Origin of the sequence: Paenibacillus piri (assembly GCF_004354045.1) — a bacterium.
GTDB lineage: Bacteria > Bacillota > Bacilli > Paenibacillales > NBRC-103111 > Paenibacillus_S > Paenibacillus_S piri.
Genome location: NZ_SMRT01000001.1, coordinates 295823 through 313175, shown reverse-complemented (window position 1 = coordinate 313175; position 17353 = coordinate 295823). Strand labels below are relative to the sequence as shown.

Sequence of the window (17353 nt, the reverse complement as noted above, 5' to 3'; positions counted from 1 at the left end):
ATAGGACCTCCTGAATTTATCATGCTTCATGGGCACTGTTCGCACGCCTCCTGACCAGCTTGCCGATCATGCCTAAGCCATAGTGGACCAGTTCCTGCACATCCGGGTATCCGGGCATCATTTGCATGAACGACATGCGCTGGATCGTCACGTTGTACCATACGAGCCTGATAAGAAAAGCCATGAAATATCCGGCCAGCGTGGCGACAGCGGCTGCATTCATGCCCCAGACCCCGATGGTCAGCGACATCGTGCCCAGCGTCACGCCGACATAGACGGCGGTGGCGACCGTATTGTGCAGCGTCCGCCCCGTGCTGTTCAGCGCATTGCCGAGCAGATCGGCCAGCCCGCCGAACAAGGCGCTCGGCAGCAGCAGCAGGGCGGGCATAACCGCCGGCAAGTACGATTGCCCGAACAGGAACGGGATCAGGTAAGGCTCCGCCAGCCCGAGCAATGCCGCTCCGAGCGCGATGCTTAATGCCGTCATCCGAAAAAAACGGCATACCTTGGCATGCAGCTGAGCACGGTCTTCTTTGACCAGATTCGGCAGGCTCGTAAAGCCGATCGCCTTCGGAATGGCCCACAAAATCGCCGTCGCGCTGACGGCCGTCTGAAACAGAGCGAGCGCCGCGGGCGTCAATGAAAATAACAATATTTGCGTTCCGCTACCGCCCAGTACATTGATAACCGATCCGCCGTGGCTTCGCAGACCGTACCAGATTCCTTTCTTGAACAGCGGCATCCGGAAACGGCCGAGCGATTTCAAATATCCCCGTACCTGCCATAAATAAGGGATGACGTTGATCAGCGATATGGCGGCCGATGTGATCAAACATAAGCCGATGCTCAGCTCCCCGAAGAAGAAGTAAGCCGCCCACAGCGCCGTCAATACGGTTGGCACCCCGACACGGCAAAAATTCATCAGGGCGAACCGCTGCTCGGCGGCAAGTACGCCTGAGATCATGCTCGTCAGCGGACCGCCGAACGATACCGCGTAATAAATGTATGCCGCCGTCAGTTCACCGGGCCCGAGATGACCTTTGATCATCCAGCCGGCCAGCAGCATCACAATAATTACGGTGACAGCTCCGGTTATCGAAGCCCAGACCAGCAGAGTCGTAAACACATCCTTCCGCTCCGACTCCTTGCTTTTCCCCCACAGGTAGATCGCGGCGATGAAAATGCCGACATCGCATAATCCGAGAATGAATCCGCTCCACACTGTAATTCCCAAGTAAATGCCTCTATCATCGGGCGACAGTCCCCGCGATAAAATTATCGCGGATACGACATTGATTGCCAGCACTCCGAACATGCTGATCATCGTTTGAATCGTCTGCATGACAAAGGATGAATTGCGCAACCCTGTTTCGCCGTTATGTACTACCATAAGAAACCTCCGATAGAAAATGACCTTGCGTCTCGCCGATAGGCGTTTCAGGCTTGCTTGTCAATTGACCGCCATATTTCCTTCGGATACCGGTTTCGCTTTTCGTTTGGCTCCGCTGCGGCATACTTCGTGCAGTATCGATACCAGCTCTTCGCCAACGACGGGGTCCGCAAACAGCCTTACTGCCTCCGACCGCGCGGTTTCGTTAATCGCCTGCTTTCCGGGCGAGCGAAGCTCATGGAACAGCATGCGCACATGACGTTCAAGCTCATCCATATTACCGGCCGGAAATACCCGGCAGCAGGCCGGATCCACATCCTCAGCGGCGCCGACCTTATCGCTGGTTACAACGGGCAAGCCGCATGCCAGCGCCTCCCCGACCGTAAGTCCGAACGGCTCATAGTGGCTCGGCTGGATGAGTGCATCCGCCGAATGATACAGCCCGGCCATATCTCCGCCGGAAACTGAACCGATGTATGCCGCCACCTTCGGATTCAACCGATCCAGCAGGCCGCGGTAATTGGACCATAACGAATAATTGCCGACGATGACGATGCGGGCCTGATCGGAAATATCGTCCAGCCGATGGGACAGCTCGACCATCATCTCGACTCCCTTGCGGACAGCAAGCCGCGAAACGAACAGAAATGTGAGGCGTCCATCCGTTCCGGACCGGCTTCCTCCCGGGTTCGGATAATACCGTTCGACGTCGATCGGATTCGGCACTATATAGGCTACCTTCTCCGGAGCCAGGTTATAGTCCGTCCTCAGATCGTCGGCGAAGTTTTTGCTGATGCTCATAATGTAATCCGCATCCTTAATATGCCGCTTCTGCACAAAGCTTCGGGCCATCAGCAGCAACCGGATCGAGGAACGCGTAATCCAGGACTCCGATACTTTGGCGAGATGAGCCTCCTTCCGGTGCCATCTCAGCTCCCCGGCGGCATGTACCTCGGGATGCAGAACGATAGGCGGAAGCTGCTTTTTAAACCGCCTTAACGCATGAAGCTCGATATGGGAAAATTGATAGACCAGATCGTACGGCTTCTGCTTATGCTTGCGAAGCAGCTCCTCGGCAAGCTTCAGCTCGCAGCGCAGGTTGGCGAACTGTCCCGTGACGAACGCCATATAATTATTCCGGCTGTACCAGCGGTTCCACTGCCAGGAGGACGGATGGCAATGAAACGTCAAGTTGCCCTCTTTCTTGAGCACATCCGGCACCGACGCTTCCGTCCCTACAAAATAGCAGTCCACTTCAACGCCCTGTCTGGACAGCTCCAGTAAAAGCTGCCTGCCTACTCCTACGGCTCCCCCGTCATTGTTAGGCATAGGACCGATCCAAGCGATTCTCAATGGTACGCACCTTCCTCTTTCTCTTTTCGTAATGGCTTGTTCTTGTTTTGCAGCGGGGCGGACGTCTTATCGAGATAGCCGATCATCAGCCACAACGGCCCCATTATCGAATAATGGCCGCCGGTCAACCATTGACCGCCTTCGGCAATCAGGACGCCCAAAATAATCAAATGGCTAATATGTCCGAACTTGACCTGCCGGAATGCCGCGTACAGCGTCCGGATTATAATCAGGAAGTAGAGCGTGCCGCCCACGATTCCCGTAGCCATCAGCTTGTTGCTTAGATCGACCTCCGAGCTCAGTGCGGCGCCGCTGAACTTGGCGCCGGCAATCGTGGTGCTGCCCAGCCCATGGCCGAGCGGATTCAATAAGCCGATCTGGAAACCGTCCCGCATCAAGCTGAGATGGCCGTCAACGGTCGAATGCTCGCCGAAAGGATCCGTCAGCCCGCTGACCGAATGATAAATTAAATCATTATCCGTATTCAGCTTCGACATCCCGACGAACAATCCCGACAATACGGCCGCCGACAGCAGCGCGAGCAATACCTTATTTTTGGTGCTCTTCGTGCTCATTATGGTAATGACTGTCAAAGCGGCGGTTACCGTCACAATGACTCCCCGGGCCGACTCGATAAATAGCGCCGAGTACAGGAGTCCGAGGGCGAGCAAGCCGATCAGCTTCACCATGCCCGACCTGTGGCGGAGCACATATGCCCAGCCGATGATCGCCGCAATCCCCAAATAGTGGGCATATTCCGAGCCGCTGGAGAACGTTCCGATCGGTCTTGTGACACTGTACACCTTGAGCGCGGTAAACCCGGAAATTTCAATCCACTGCTCCTCGAACGAAGAAAAGCCGAACAAAAATTGCTTATATCCATACAGCGCAACGATAATGCCGATGACGAAAATGGTGGCGAACATTCGTTTCATCCAGGCCTCATCGAAATATTCCCGGCTAATAATGACAAAACAAACAGGTACGAAATAATAAATAACGCCGGCAAAGCCGGTCAACAGGCTGCCCTGCAGCGGATTGAAGATTTGCAAAAAATCGACCAGCATCATCCAACGGATCATGCGAAAAATCGGTGTGTCATCGGTGATTTCCTGACGGCCGATATACTTGGCATACAGCCACCGGGAAAACAGCACGAGCACAATAATCGGCTGCACCAGCAGCAGCGGGTCAATCGAGTTCCATCCGGCCAGCGGAATCAGCATCCGCCGGAATAATGCCAGAAACGGCATATAAATCATCAGCAAGTAAAGGACAATGATCGGTTGGCGCAGGCTGAAAGCAAATAAGAGCAATAAAAGGGAAGCGGCCAACAGCAGCCGTATATTGCTCGGGCGAATCGCCATCATGCCGAGCGCGTAGCCAAGCAGCAGCACGCAGCACGCGATCGCGAACCATTTGACGTATTTGTTGTCCAACCAATTTTTTTGAAGGATTGTATTCAAGCTTCAGTTCCCTACTTCCTTTGCCAACGGCTCCTGGACGGACGTTTGCCGTTTCTGCGGACCGCTGTTCAGATTCCCGAAAAATTCGGCCAGCTCCACGCTCAGACGCTCTTTGCTGAACGCTTTGGCCCGCTCCATGCCCGCACGGCTCAGCCGGCTGTAGAAATTCTTGTCGACAATCAGCTTCTGGATGGTCGAAGCGAGGCTGGCCGGATCATTCGGCGGAACGAGCATCCCATTCTCGCCGTGGACGATGGATTCTTTCGGCCCTCCCGCTTTTGTGGCGATCACCGCTTTCCCCATTGCCATGCCTTCGATAACGACCATGCCAAACGGTTCCTGAACGGATGCCTGCACTAAAATATCAAAGGACTGAATCCAGTCGGTCAGCTGATTTTGAAAGCCCACAAAGTGCACTTTGTCGGCAATTCCGGCTTTTGCCGCCTGCAGCTTCAATTCGTCCGGATATTCTGGCTCCGAATGGTGGCTGCTCCCTACGATGACAAAATGGGCGTTCGGCTGGACTCTGGCGACGAAGGCTGCGGCATCGATGAATACGTGTACGCCCTTCCAGCGCTGCAATCTGGCTATAATGCCGACAATGCTGGCGTCGACCGGCAAACCGAGCTGCCGCCGGACCTCTTCGACCCGAGGCGCCGCCTGCGGGTTGAATGCCTCCAAATCGACCGAAGGGTAGATGACCCGGGTCGGCAAGCCGGGGTTGATCCGGTTGATGGCGTGTTGGGCTGCCTGGGACGGACAGCATACCGCTTTCGCGGGAATGCGGGCAAGCAGACGCTCCGCCTTGTCATCCTCCTCGGGTATTCCATGCTGGTACCAGACGGCATTCACCTTCGCGGCCATTGCCGCCGGCGCCGCATATAAATGCGCCTTGCTCATCCAGGACATGACAAGGTCGATCTTCTCCCGCTTCATCCATAAATAGATGGAAATCAAAGCCGAGGCATATCGGTGCAGCTGCCTGAGCTTTCCGACCTTTAAGACGAATACGGGATAGCCCAGTGCTTTCACTTCATCCACCAATGGACCCGGCTCAAAAAATACGACCGTATAATCGATCTGGTGCTGCAGCTTATTGGCGCGCAGCAGATCGAGCAGCATGAACTCCGCTCCCCCGTGCAAACCGGCCAAAGGCATAATAATGCCAACCTTCATCGCGACTCCCCCTTACTCAGTGTCCGCCATGTCCGTATTCCTTCCACTCTTCCGCGCATCGAAATCAGCCACTTCCTGTTCGCCGTATGCCCGCTTGCCGGCAGCAAACGAAGCCATTGGAAAAAGCCCGGCGAAGATGTCGACCCGACCGCCACGGCCCAGATCAAATAAAAGATCCGCTTGAGCGTTCCCAAATTTCGCAGCAGCACATAGGTTTCATTGTGAACCATATTGAAAAAGGCGACCGTGTTAAACGTATTTCTCTGGTCCTCGTCGAACCGGGGAGCCGGATAATGGTTCACCGCCACGCGGGGATCGTACAGCAGCTTCCAGCCCGCTTTCTTCACAGCCATGCTGAAATCCATATCGTTGTAGACCTGGGCGCCGCTTCCTTTCAGGCAAGTTTCGAAGCGGATGCTGCCGATCGCGCTCCTTCTGTAGCTCATGTTCGCTCCCTTCAGCACGTCGACCTCGCGGGCCTCTCCTATACCCAGATGGTGGTTGCCGATGACTCTGCCGAACCACTGAACTTTGCCGACCGTCCGCTTCGAGCCCGTCTCCATCCGGCCGTGATGATGGACCCAATCGCGGCCGCCGACACCGCCCAATTCCGGGTCGTTGCGAAAATGCTCCTCGATGTTGCGCAGCCAGCTGCATTGCGGAGCGGTGTCATCATCCGTGATCGCAATCAGATCGCCCCTCGCCGCCTCGAGTCCGGCATTTAAAGCCGCCACGACGCCGGGCACCGCCGTACGAATGACCGTTATCCAATCATGTCCGGCATACTCCCGGCTTAACAGGGATAACGTTGCTTCATCCGAGTCGCGCGCGATGACTATAACTTCATCGGGCATACGGGATTGATTCAGAATCGCCTGCAAGCAGCGATGCAAATCATTCGTCCGTTTATAAGTCGGGATGATTACCGAAATCACAAGCATCGAACCACCTATGTTTGAATTTCCGGAACACCGGAACACGGATTCGCGGATACCGCTATTGCTTCAATGTTTTAACAAGACGCTTCGCTTCTCCGAAAGGAGTGTCGATCGATTCGTAGAGGCATACCGTTAGCGGATATTCAAACTGCTCCGTACGCAAACTGTTGAAATTGATCGTCTGCCAGCCGCTCGTCAGCCGGCTCACCCCTGTGAACGATGTACTTTCCGCACCGAGCACGCGGCCTTGCGAGTCTATAATTTCCACCTTCATTTTGGAAAAGTTTTGATCGATTACGACATTGTCCAGACGCGCGATATCCAGGTTAAGCCTCAGCTTGTACGCGTAGGTCAGGCCCGAGCTTGAGGGCAGCAGACTGGACCCGAGCGACCAGTCGAGCAGCTTCACCGTAAACGGATAGAACGGCAGCGCCTGATCGTCCACTTCCTTCTGAACGCTCGTCTGGAAAACGGCGATCGGCACGTTATACGGCGCGACCGATTGACTGTCCATCATTTTCATAATCATACGGTCACCCGATTCGCTGTCGGGCACATTGAACGAATAGCTGATGACATAGCTTAAATTCGGTACGAGCGTCTGTACCGCCGTGCTTTGGCGCGTACCCAAATAGTTGTGGCCGTCGCTCCCCGTCAGCTCCGCCGTAAATCCCGGAACCGGCAGCGGGTTTTCGCTGCGATTTTCCAATTTGTACTTGGCGATAACGGTTTTATAGCCGTCGCCTTCGGCCTTGTGCATATGCAGCTCGACCAGCGATACGTTCACTTCGGGCCTAATGAGCTTGTTGTACGGATCGAATTTGATCGGCTTGCCGGTCTGGTACGGTTCAGGCTGTTCCATAACGCCGGACAGGTTAATATTGGCGGGCAGCTGGATGCTGATCCGACCGACGGTGTAATTGATATTCGTTTGGATCGATTCTGCAAACAGCTCCGGCGTCATAACGGTCAAGCTGGTCAAATCGACGTTATTTTCCGTCGGGATCGCATAATAGACGAGCTGCTTTTCGCCCGGGTCAAGCGATACGCTGTCCTGCCCGAGCCGGCTGCCGGAATACATCTTCTTATCGGTTTTGCCGCTGATCGTAAAGCCGGGCAGCGTTTCCTTCATCGAGCCTTTATTTTCAACCAGCAGCACGACGATATTGACAAGTCCCTGCTGGGTGTTTTGACGGATCACGTTAACCGGCGTGTATTCCAATGCGGAGGAAAGCACAGGAATTTTAAACGGCTCGCCCCATTTCCTGGCCGCGGTCATGTCCGCAGAAGCCTGGGCGCCTTTCCATTCAAGCGACGATACGGGAATCGTCAATACGATCGATTCCTTCCTCGGATACTCGAACTCGTCGACATCCGCCCAGGACAGCTCCCGCAAGGAGAAATCGTCAGCGCGGTCGACGACAATCATATAGCTCAGCTCGACGGTTTCCCTCGGCTGTATCGCCGCCGCATTAACCGTGCTCGGACGCAACGTATACTCGACGCCGCCTTCGGTTTTCATCCGGACCTCATAGTCCGGAACACGGGTGACGGTCGTGCCTGAATTGAACAAACGAACGACCGCGCCGATCCGGGTTCCATCCGCCGCTTTCTCGTTAAGAACGCTCTTCACCTGCGCTTTAATCGTCGTCGACAATTGATACACATCCGCTGCTTTTAAAATCGCGGGCACATCCTCCGCGCTTGCGATCAGCGGAGCCTTTACCGATAGCAACAAGGCTGCTCCAATGGCGACTTTGGTGAAATTTCTGATCCAGCTTCTTTTCACATCTGCCCCTCCGATACTTATTTTGATCCGCCCCCGGCAGGTGGTGTCACTTTCTCATTCGGCTTCAACTGGTTTTGACCGGATACGACGAGTTGCTCTCCCTCTTTGACGCCGGACAGCACTTCCTGGATCGGCTCATTCAGCCGGCCCAGCTCCACCCTGCGTTTCTCGGCGATATCGCCGTTCAGTACGAACACATAAAATACATCGCCTTCCTTGATGATGCTTTGCGTCGGAATGGCGACGACGATCTGTTCCTGCTCATCCGTCAGCTGCATCCGCACCTTCATGCCCGGCTTCAAGGCCATGTCCGGATTCGGCGCCTCGAGATTAATTTCGTACGCCTTGGCCTGCGGATCGATGACGCTGGCAAGATAGCTGATCTTGCCTTTTGATTTCTGCGACGATTCGGGCAAAAAGAACGCCAGCTCGCTTTTGCCGCGAACGAATTTGGCCGCTTCCACGGGCAGGAAGCCTTTGATTTTAACCGGATTCAGCTTTTCAATCAGCCCTACCGGCGCGCCGGCGGCCAGCGTCATGCCCATCTGGATCGGCAGCTCCGTCAGCATCCCGCTGACGGGAGCCTTCACTTCAAGGGAGGCCAGCGCCTCATCCGCCTGCTGCAGCGAAATTTGTGCGTTGTTTAGCTCATTGTCGGACACCGGCGACGTATTGGCCGGACCCATCGTTTTTTGCTGCTGCTTCAACAGCTGCAAATCGAGCTCGGCATTTTTCAGCTGCGTTTGCGACTGGTAAACCTGGAGCTTCGTCGCCAGGCCGTGATCGTAATCGTTTCTCACCTTGTTATGCGCTTTTTGCAGATCCGCTACGGTTTGCTCCAGCTTGGTGATCGAGTTTCGCATATCGCCGACCTGCTTGTCGTAATCCTTTCTGGCCCGCTCCTGCTCACGCTTGCCCCGATCCAGCGCCTCCTGCGCGCTTTTCAGGTTAAGCAGCGCTTTTTCCCGCTGTACCTTCAATTCCGAGGAATTCAGCTTGACGATCACCTCGCCCTCCTGAACCACATCGCCCCGCTTTTTCACGATTTGCTCAATGTCCCCGCCCGCTTTGGCATTGACGTTAATTTGCACGGAGGACATGACCTCGGCAGCCTGCTCGAGCGGATCGCCGATTTTTTGCTTGCTGATTTTTTCCGTTTTTATCGCTTTGGCCTGCTGCTCCTGCGACGATTCAACCGGATTTTGCAGCAGTACGTTCATTTGCGAGCAGCCGGCGATCAGGGCGGCGCTAAGCGTCAATATGCCGGTTGCCGAAACCATCGTCCGGGTCAACGAATGTTGTCTCAATCGAGCTTTTCTCATTGCGCATATTCTCCTTATTCATATACTTGAAGGATCGGACCGACGCGCATCATAGCCCTGCCTAACCGCCTCAATGAGACTGTTGATTAAAGGGCGGGAACGGGCTTCGGAGAGGTCTTCTCCAAGCCCTTTTCCCTATTCATCGACAGTCTCTCAATAAGCGTTGTTAGGGAAAACGATGATCCACACCGTCTTCAAAATCAGCTTCATATCAAGCCATATGCTGCGCTGCCTGATGTACGCCAAATCCAGCTCTACCATCTGCTTGAAGCTGAGGCCGTTGCGGCCGCTAACCTGCCACAGCCCCGTACAGCCGGGCGTCACGAGCAGCCGCTGCCGGTCATAGCTCGTATAGGACTCGACCTCTCTGGGGAGCGGCGGCCTGGGACCGACCAGGCTCATCTCGCCTTTCAGCACATTCCACAACTGCGGCATTTCGTCGATGCTCGTTTTTCGGATAAATTTGCCGATTCGCGTTACGCGCGGATCGTCCTTCATCTTGAACATCGCCCCGTTCATTTCGTTTTGCGAAAGCAGCTGCTGGAGCAGCTCCTCGGAATTGGCAACCATCGATCTGAATTTGTACATATAAAAAGGCTTGCCGTTTTTGCCGAGACGAATTTGTTTAAAAAAGACGCTCCCTTTCGGGTCCTCCCACTTAATCAGAATGGCAATGACCAACAGCAGCGGAAAACAAAGAAGGATACCCGCGATCGCGCCGAGGATATCCATTGTTTTTTTAGCCAATAAGTAATATTTGCGGTTTGCCATTATATCGTTTTCAGGATAATACCGTGCCGCTTTCAGCACTTCCGCTTCATTCGTAAAGTTGGCCATACCTTTCCCTGCACTCCTTCTATCCGATTACCCGCGGCATGGATTGATTTTCCAGCATTTTCTCCATTGCATAAATAAGCGGCCCGCGCAATTCTTCATTTCTCATTGCAAAATCGAGCGTGGTCAATATAAACCCGAGCTTCTCGCCCACATCGTATCGAACGCCCTGAAAGTGGTAAGCGAACACCTGCTGAATCTGGTTCAATTTCTGAATCGCGTCCGTCAGTTGAATTTCTCCGCCCGCGCCTTCCTCCTGCAAATCCAAAAACTGATATATTTCCGGCGTTAAAATGTAGCGGCCCATAATCGCGAGATTCGACGGCGCTTTGCCGATCGGCGGCTTTTCCACAAAGTTGCGGACCTGATACAGCTTGCCGTCTTTGGCAAAGGGATCGATAATGCCGTAGCGGTTCGTTTCGTTATCGGCCACGGGCTTCACGGCGATGACGGATGCGCCGGTCGTTTCATACTGGTTCATCAGCTGCTTCAGGCACGGAACCTCCGCCTGGACAATGTCGTCGCCAAGCAGTACGGCGAACGGCTCGTCGCCGATAAATCTTCTTGCGCACCAGATGGCATGACCCAGGCCCTTCGGTTCTTTTTGGCGAATGTAATGAATATCCACCTTGGAAGATCGCTGCACTTCTTCAAGCAGCTTCATCTTCCCCTTCTCGGCCAGATTCGATTCCAGCTCGAACGCATGGTCGAAATGGTCCTCGATCGCCCGCTTGCCTTTCCCGGTTACGATAATAATGTCCTCTATTCCGGATTCGACCGCTTCTTCTACGATGTATTGTATGGTTGGCTTGTCAATGATAGGCAGCATTTCTTTGGGCATCGCTTTCGTTGCAGGCAGGAATCTCGTTCCAAGCCCTGCTGCCGGAATGATGGCTTTTCTAATCTTGTACATGGCTAATCCTCCTAACCCGAAATAAATGAAATAAAAACGCTAATTATACTGTCTGATCCTGCGGTCACACAGTATAACTAGAATTTTTATTAAAATAATAGGGCATCTAACCCTCCCTCACGCCACACCCTTGACAATCAACGTCTAAGGTCTTGCCAACCCACAGCATGGCCGAGTGCCTACAGTGATAAAGGTACAGTAGACATTACCTGAACAATGCCCAATATGAATGAAAAGGGTATTAGTAATAGTAGGCTTCGGCGTCTTTGCTGTTTATTTTGTTGAATACGACACCCAGTACATGGGCTTTCACGTTGGTAAGTTCGTCTTTCACTCGTTTGGCGGCGGCCCGCTTTACTTTGCGGTATTCCACCACGAGCAGCACGCCGTCGCATTTGGACGCTACAATCTTGGCGTCGATCAAGCCGAGCGAAGGCGGCGTATCGATAAGAACCATGTCGTAGCCTCGCTTCAGCTCGGCAAGCAGCTCATCCAGCTTGTCGGACGCCAGCATCTCCGACGGACTTGACGGAGCGGGTCCGGTTGTAATAATCGACAGGTTGTCAATGCCCGATGCCTGAATGAGGCCGTCAAGCGGTCGCTGCCTGATCAAGCCATCCGCCAGCCCGAAGCCGTTGCTGTTCCCGAATGCCCGGTGAACGGCCGGCTTTCTGAAATCGGCGTCGACCAGCAGCACTTTTTTTCCAGCTCTCGCATAGGCGACGGCCAAGTTCAACGCAGTCGTCGTCTTTCCTTCATCCTGTTGAACCGATGTGACGGCAATCGTCTTGATCCCCCGTTCGGCGATAGCAAAATCGATGTTGATTCTTAATGTTCTGTACGCTTCCGCCGCAGCGGAATCGGGATGGGTCTGCATCAAAATCGCAGCGCTAGTTTCTTGTCGTAGCATACGGCGCTTCACCTACCTGTCTTCGGGATGCTCTCTTGCTTCGCTGCAGCTTCAATGCTTTTACTTTCGTGACGGGGATGACCGAAAACGTCGGCAAACCGAGCGCGGCTTCTACATCTTCCTTCGTTTTTAAGGTATCGTCGAGGAACTCCAGCAGGAAGGCGATGCCGACGCCAAACAATAGCGAAACGGCAAAGCTGATGATGATATTTTGGTTTGTTTTCAAATTGAGCGGCTGTGGATTGTCGTTCATTTTGGCTACATTCAGTATCGTGACATTATCGACCTTCATAATTTTCGGAATTTCCGATTTGAACACCTCGGAAACCGCATTGACGATTTTGACGGCTCTTTCGTAGGAAAGATCGATGGCCATGAGCGTCATGACCTGTGTGCCGTTCAAGGCGGAGACATTGATGCTTTTAATAAGCTGGTCTTCCGTCAAGCGCAAATCCGGGTACCGCTGGATGACTTTGTCCATGATCGCCGGCGTCTTAATAATTTCCTTGTAGGTGTCGATTAACGAAATGCTCGTGGATATGGCGCCGAAATCCATCTGCTCCTTGCCCAGCTGCCCCTGCTCGATCGTTTTATTGACGATCAATTTCGTTGACGCCTGATAAATCGGCCTTGAATTATAGTGACTGAATAGCGCTGTTGTCAGGGTAGAGACGACGACACACAGAACAATCAGCCAGAGACGTTTTTTCACAATTCTTACACAGTCTTTGAGCTCCATCATTAACCCCCCGTTTAAAAATTTGCTGTTCCCGCCCAGTGCTCGCGATACAATTTGTTATTACTGTGATACAATGTGTATCAATGTTCATAGACCTATATTAAGATACGTTATGTATCTTGTCAATCACTTTTTTTAAAAATGTCGTTTTTTGTGTTCCAAATTGTATCACAATTCACAAAACCATGTTCTATACCCTTCCTCATTTTTATGTTGCAAAATAGAAGATCTTGCGCCATCATGAAAAAGGTTGGACTATCCTATCTACAGGGAGCTGCAAAGGACTTGAACAAACGTTGGTATCATCATTTGCTGCTATCGTATTTGCCGGTGTTTTTTCTAATCACTTTGTCGCTTATTTTCATATCGTTCTATTCGATAGGCAAATTTACCGAGCGAGCGGCGGTCACGGCAAACTCGTTGTTTACGCAATATGCGATCCAGGTCATCGACAATTCGCTCAAAACGATCGATCAGAGTATGTACAAGGAGCTGTCGCGAAATGAAAAATTCAATTACTTTTTTTACAATGTGAGCAATAACAGCACTTACTATACCGTCTATGAACCGTCCCGGTTAATCAACGACATTATGTCGGGCAACAATCTGATCGATTCCATCTACATTGTGCGATCCATGGATAAAACCGTTCTGAGCCCGAACGGGATCATGGAGCTGGACCAGTTCGGAGACAGGGAGTACATTTACCGCCATCTGAACAATCCGCCGCAATTTACGGAAACGATAGACTGGTCGGCCAAAAGGGAGTACAAGGAGTTTCCAAACGGTACACCGAAGCAGGTCGTTTCCCTTGTATTCCGTACCCCGCTCGTTTCCGGAAGCCTGGGGCTGGTCGTCGTTAATGTCAGTATCGAAACGCTGGGGAAGCTCATTTCCGGCTTAAGCAGCTCGAATATCAGTTATATGCAATTGCTGGATAAAGAAGGAAACCTGATCAAGGGCGGAATTCCCGATACCGTTAAAGGCTATGCCCATATTGACACGGTACGGTCCGATTACTCCGGATGGACGATGGAGAGCACATTGAAAAGCGATACTTTTTTCAGCTTTGTCAACTCGATTTCCGTTGTTTCCGTATTGATTGGCGCTTTTCTGATCATATTGGGTGTGCTGTGGATTCTGTACGTCAGCAAAAGAAATTCCCGCCCTGTGGAATCCATTACCGAACAAATCCAGGCGGTACTGCAAACGAACGGCAGTTTTTCATTGAATAAAAAATCAAAAAACGAATTTCAATTTATTTCTTCCGCTGTGGAAGCCATGATTGATGAATTGCATCAATATTCGAAGAAGGATGTTGAGAACCTGGCCTATCGGCGACAGTCCTTTTTAAGGGAACTATTCGAATGGCAGCAGCCGATGACGATGGAACAATGGCGCGGCCGAATGATAGAGCTTGGTCTGCCTTATGAATTCACCAAGCTGACGGTAGGCGTTATCGAGATTGATAAATATTCGGGCTTTGTCAAGCAGTACTCGGTCAGAGATCAAAACTTGCTCCGGTTTGCGATGTTCAGCGCCGTGAAGGAAATGTCCGACAAGCATCAATTGACAAGTTGGTCGGAATGGCGGTCGGACTCCCATATATCGACCATTCATTACGGCGAGAGCGACCCGAACGAATATTACAAGCGCATCTTTCATTTTTATGAGGATCTTGCAGGCTGGATTCATGAATATTTGGGGCTGACCGTTTCAATCGGCCTCGGATCACCGATGTCCGACATCATGGACTTGAGCGAATCGTATGAACACGCGATGGAAGCGCTCGATTACAAATTAACGCTCGGGGACGGGCAAATTATCGAATATTTGAAAATTAGAGGCCGCTCGCAGGGTGAAGCGTACGATCACTTCCAATTGATCAGTCAGATTGCCCAGCAATACCGGCTGGGACAGAACGGATGGAAGGCGCAGCTTCAGCAGTTTTTTCAAACTGTACAGCAGCAGTTCATCTCGGATTCGGATTTTCAGCATCTGATGAATTATTTAATATTCCATTTGGATAAAGAAATGAGGAAGCTCCCGGCCGGTCAAGCGGAAAGATGGGTTGATGCGCATCTTCCCGAGCTGCATCGTCTTATGGAAACGGACGAATCGCTGAAAAATATATGCAATAAATTGGAAATGTACTTAAGTCATATATTCGACGAGCTGCAAACATTGCGGACAACGCGAAACAGCTACCAGCAGATGGAAGAAGTGAAAGGTTACATCGATCAACACTTCCATCAGTCCGACCTATCCCTGGATTACTTGGGCGAGAAATTCGGCATTGCCCCGAAGTATGTCAGCCAGCTGTTCAAAGAGGAGCTCGGCGAGAAGTTTGTAGACTATTTGGCGAAGGTTCGGGTAGAGCATGCGAAGCGGCTTCTTCAGCAGCCGAACGGCACCGTTCAGGAAATTGCGGAAAAAGTAGGATATGCGCATTCCTTTTCGTTTATTCGGGTGTTTAAAAAAATAGCGGGTCAAACGCCTGGCGATTATCGCAACGAATACGCCGATTCCGGCAGGACGAAAAATGAGGATAGCTGAGAAATGTGCATCGGACACCGCCTGACCTGCAGGTTATGCGGCGTCTTTTTTGTTTGCGTAAATGCGGCGGAATTCCGTGTCTGCGGCGGATTCTTGTTTATTTACGATGTCCCGCTTCTTGATTATAGTTTCCTTGTACGAAAGGCAAAGCATCCGAAGGAGGAAACAAGAGCATGAGTCAGACATCCCGAATGAATCTGCACAAAAGGGGAACCCAATTGGAAATATCGCTAGAGATACCTGCCGGCGTGCAAGAAATCGAAGTACGCATTTACAGCGATCGGAACAACCCGGTTAGCAAATTAAGCGATATTTCGCACCGCCATCCGGAGCGGGAACAACTGCTGGCGCAGCCCAAGACAGCGGGTGAAGTATTGTTCCCTGTTATCGACTTGGAGTTGGAGCCGGCCATGGCGGCTGTCGTCACGTTCCGTGCCGACACCGAAGGCGAATATGTGATGAACGGCGCCTTCAATAAGAGGAAAGAGCCGCTGAGCCGCGAAATTGAGATCGACGCGAGCGTGCTCGAGCATTGGGAAAACAGTTTATGGGTGAGCGGCCAGTCTGAAGTCGAGCGGTTCATTGTGAAGCAGACGTTCAGAGTGAATGAGCGAATCGGTTTCCGGCATACGTACTGGCTGCTCTCCGAGGATTGGAATGGCACCGTGGAAGTTTACGGAACGTCTTCCGACGGAACTCAATTGCTCGCCCGGGCCGCGTATGAAGGTCCCAAGCTGCAGCAGGCGGCAGCGGTTTCCCTCATCGAAGGCGACGCGTGGAACAGCGAATTATTGTTAAGCAAACTGGATCTGGCCTTAACGTATATCCGAAACAGCCAGAACCGCAATCCGCGAAGCCCGTTTTACGAAGGATTGTATTTGTTTTATGACCACGACGCGAGAACGTACCGGTCCCCGAATTGGATCTGGAGCTGGGGTCCCGCCGTTAAGCTGCTCGTCGAAAGCGACAAGCTTGCGGCATTTGCCGGTCAAGGGCTGCTGCAAACCGCCGAGCAGATCGGCCAAACGAGCCTGCTGTTCCGGAAACAGCATCTTGCGCATCCGGCCCATGGCATTACGACATCGCGCTGGAAATATGGCAGCCAACTCGAGTATGGCGTCGTCGAATGCCATTCGGCGGCCGATGCGAATTTTTTATCCGGCTGGGCGTGGATTCCGCTTTTCGAAGCGACCGGCAATCGCGATTTCCTGAATGGCGCCGCACAATTGGCTTTGTCGACCGAAGCGCTCATTTCGGAATTCGAGATCGCTCCGATGGATTACTTGGAGGAGCCCAAAGGATGGACGAACTGGTCGATCGACGAGATCGGGTTTTGCACGGAAGGCTTATCCGAGCTTTACCGCGTAACCGGAGACGAGCGGTACAAAAAAATCGGCGAAAATTGGATCGATAAAGTATTGGATAAGCTGGAGCGTCCTGACGGCTTATGGGACCGGTCCTGGCTCCGCAACGAACGCATGCGGTTAACATGCGAATATATGACGCGCGGACTGGGCTGGGGAATGGAAGGCCTGATCGCGGCGCATCGGCTTTCCCCTTCCGGCAAATACCTGGAGAAAGCGATCAAAATGGCCGAGGCCGTCATCGGCATGCAGCATGAATCCGGATGCTGGGCGCATTATTGCAATCAGTCTCTGGAGGCTGCGGGAGCCGGCGAGAAAGCGACCTCGTTATGGAGCCTGCTCCTGTACCGCTTGTTCCGCTTTACGAACGACAAGCGTCACCTGGAGGCGGCGAGAAAAGCGCTGCAGTGGTGCTTAACCAATGTTTACGAAGGCGGCGACCGGGAAGGCTTGGGCGGCATTATCGGCTGCACGGTGCAATCCGGGGTCGTTTATCGTCAATGGTATCGGCTGTCCAATGTGTATACGTCAGGATTTTTCGGATTGGCCATTTTGGAAGAATTGAAGCTGCGCGAACATTAATACGATCCAGGGGGAGTTTTC

At 52.5% G+C, this 17353-nt stretch carries 13 protein-coding genes; 2 read left to right on the top strand and 11 right to left on the bottom strand.

Annotated features, from left to right (window positions below):
* Window positions 1–19: 19 nt before the first annotated feature.
* From E1757_RS01310 to E1757_RS01260, 11 genes are all read right to left on the bottom strand, one after another.
* The gene (locus tag E1757_RS01310) at window positions 20–1390 is read right to left on the bottom strand and encodes a lipopolysaccharide biosynthesis protein (RefSeq protein WP_133225020.1); all 1371 of its coding nucleotides are present in this window, start codon (window positions 1388–1390) and stop codon (window positions 20–22) included.
* Window positions 1391–1450: 60 nt separating this feature from the next.
* Window positions 1451–2743, bottom strand: a complete 1293-nt coding sequence (locus E1757_RS01305) for a glycosyltransferase family 4 protein (RefSeq protein ID WP_133225019.1) — start codon at window positions 2741–2743, stop codon at window positions 1451–1453.
* Window positions 2740–4209, bottom strand: a complete 1470-nt coding sequence (locus E1757_RS01300; RefSeq protein ID WP_133225018.1) for a hypothetical protein — start codon at window positions 4207–4209, stop codon at window positions 2740–2742. The genes E1757_RS01305 and E1757_RS01300 overlap by 4 nt, the downstream gene beginning before the upstream one ends.
* Before the next feature lie 3 nt (window positions 4210–4212).
* Entirely contained in the window at window positions 4213–5385 is a 1173-nt protein-coding gene (locus E1757_RS01295) for a glycosyltransferase family 4 protein (RefSeq protein ID WP_133225017.1), read from the bottom strand.
* Window positions 5382–6320, bottom strand: a complete 939-nt coding sequence (locus tag E1757_RS01290) for a glycosyltransferase family 2 protein (protein WP_220446476.1) — start codon at window positions 6318–6320, stop codon at window positions 5382–5384. Before E1757_RS01290 ends, E1757_RS01295 begins: the two co-directional genes overlap by 4 nt.
* 61 nt (window positions 6321–6381) lie before the next feature.
* Complete coding sequence (locus tag E1757_RS01285; RefSeq protein ID WP_133225015.1) at window positions 6382–8112, bottom strand: hypothetical protein; 1731 nt, start codon at window positions 8110–8112, stop codon at window positions 6382–6384.
* A gap of 17 nt (window positions 8113–8129) precedes the next feature.
* Window positions 8130–9434, bottom strand: coding sequence for an efflux RND transporter periplasmic adaptor subunit (locus E1757_RS01280; protein WP_133225014.1), 1305 nt, complete (start codon window positions 9432–9434; stop codon window positions 8130–8132).
* Window positions 9435–9587: 153 nt separating this feature from the next.
* Complete coding sequence (locus E1757_RS01275; protein WP_133225013.1) at window positions 9588–10271, bottom strand: sugar transferase; 684 nt, start codon at window positions 10269–10271, stop codon at window positions 9588–9590.
* A gap of 19 nt (window positions 10272–10290) precedes the next feature.
* Window positions 10291–11181: a UTP--glucose-1-phosphate uridylyltransferase GalU gene (gene galU / locus E1757_RS01270; RefSeq protein WP_133225012.1), complete on the bottom strand. Its 891-nt coding sequence runs from the start codon at window positions 11179–11181 to the stop codon at window positions 10291–10293.
* 241 nt (window positions 11182–11422) lie between these two features.
* Window positions 11423–12091, bottom strand: a complete 669-nt coding sequence (locus tag E1757_RS01265; protein ID WP_133225011.1) for a CpsD/CapB family tyrosine-protein kinase — start codon at window positions 12089–12091, stop codon at window positions 11423–11425.
* A complete protein-coding gene (locus E1757_RS01260; RefSeq protein WP_133225010.1) occupies window positions 12072–12833 on the bottom strand; it encodes a YveK family protein in 762 nt (253 codons plus the stop codon). Before E1757_RS01260 ends, E1757_RS01265 begins: the two co-directional genes overlap by 20 nt.
* Before the next feature lie 282 nt (window positions 12834–13115).
* Here E1757_RS01260 and E1757_RS01255 point away from each other — a divergent pair, with 282 nt between their 5' ends.
* On the top strand, window positions 13116–15386 hold the full coding sequence (locus E1757_RS01255; protein ID WP_165971910.1) for a helix-turn-helix domain-containing protein: 2271 nt from the start codon (window positions 13116–13118) through the stop codon (window positions 15384–15386).
* A gap of 173 nt (window positions 15387–15559) precedes the next feature.
* Entirely contained in the window at window positions 15560–17332 is a 1773-nt protein-coding gene (locus E1757_RS01250; protein ID WP_133225008.1) for a glycoside hydrolase family 127 protein, read from the top strand.
* Window positions 17333–17353 lie beyond the last annotated feature (21 nt).

Excerpts from the sequence above, each read along its gene's own strand:
- E1757_RS01310 (WP_133225020.1), bottom strand. The coding sequence starts at position 1,390 with ATGGTAGTACATAACGGCGAAACAGGGTTGCGCAATTCATCCTTTGTC.
- E1757_RS01295 (WP_133225017.1), bottom strand. The coding sequence starts at position 5,385 with ATGAAGGTTGGCATTATTATGCCTTTGGCCGGTTTGCACGGGGGAGCG.
- E1757_RS01280 (WP_133225014.1), bottom strand. The coding sequence starts at position 9,434 with ATGAGAAAAGCTCGATTGAGACAACATTCGTTGACCCGGACGATGGTT.
- E1757_RS01275 (WP_133225013.1), bottom strand. The coding sequence starts at position 10,271 with ATGGCCAACTTTACGAATGAAGCGGAAGTGCTGAAAGCGGCACGGTAT.
- galU (WP_133225012.1), bottom strand. The coding sequence starts at position 11,181 with ATGTACAAGATTAGAAAAGCCATCATTCCGGCAGCAGGGCTTGGAACG.
- E1757_RS01265 (WP_133225011.1), bottom strand. The coding sequence starts at position 12,091 with ATGCTACGACAAGAAACTAGCGCTGCGATTTTGATGCAGACCCATCCC.
- E1757_RS01260 (WP_133225010.1), bottom strand. The coding sequence starts at position 12,833 with ATGATGGAGCTCAAAGACTGTGTAAGAATTGTGAAAAAACGTCTCTGG.
- E1757_RS01250 (WP_133225008.1), top strand. The coding sequence starts at position 15,560 with ATGAGTCAGACATCCCGAATGAATCTGCACAAAAGGGGAACCCAATTG.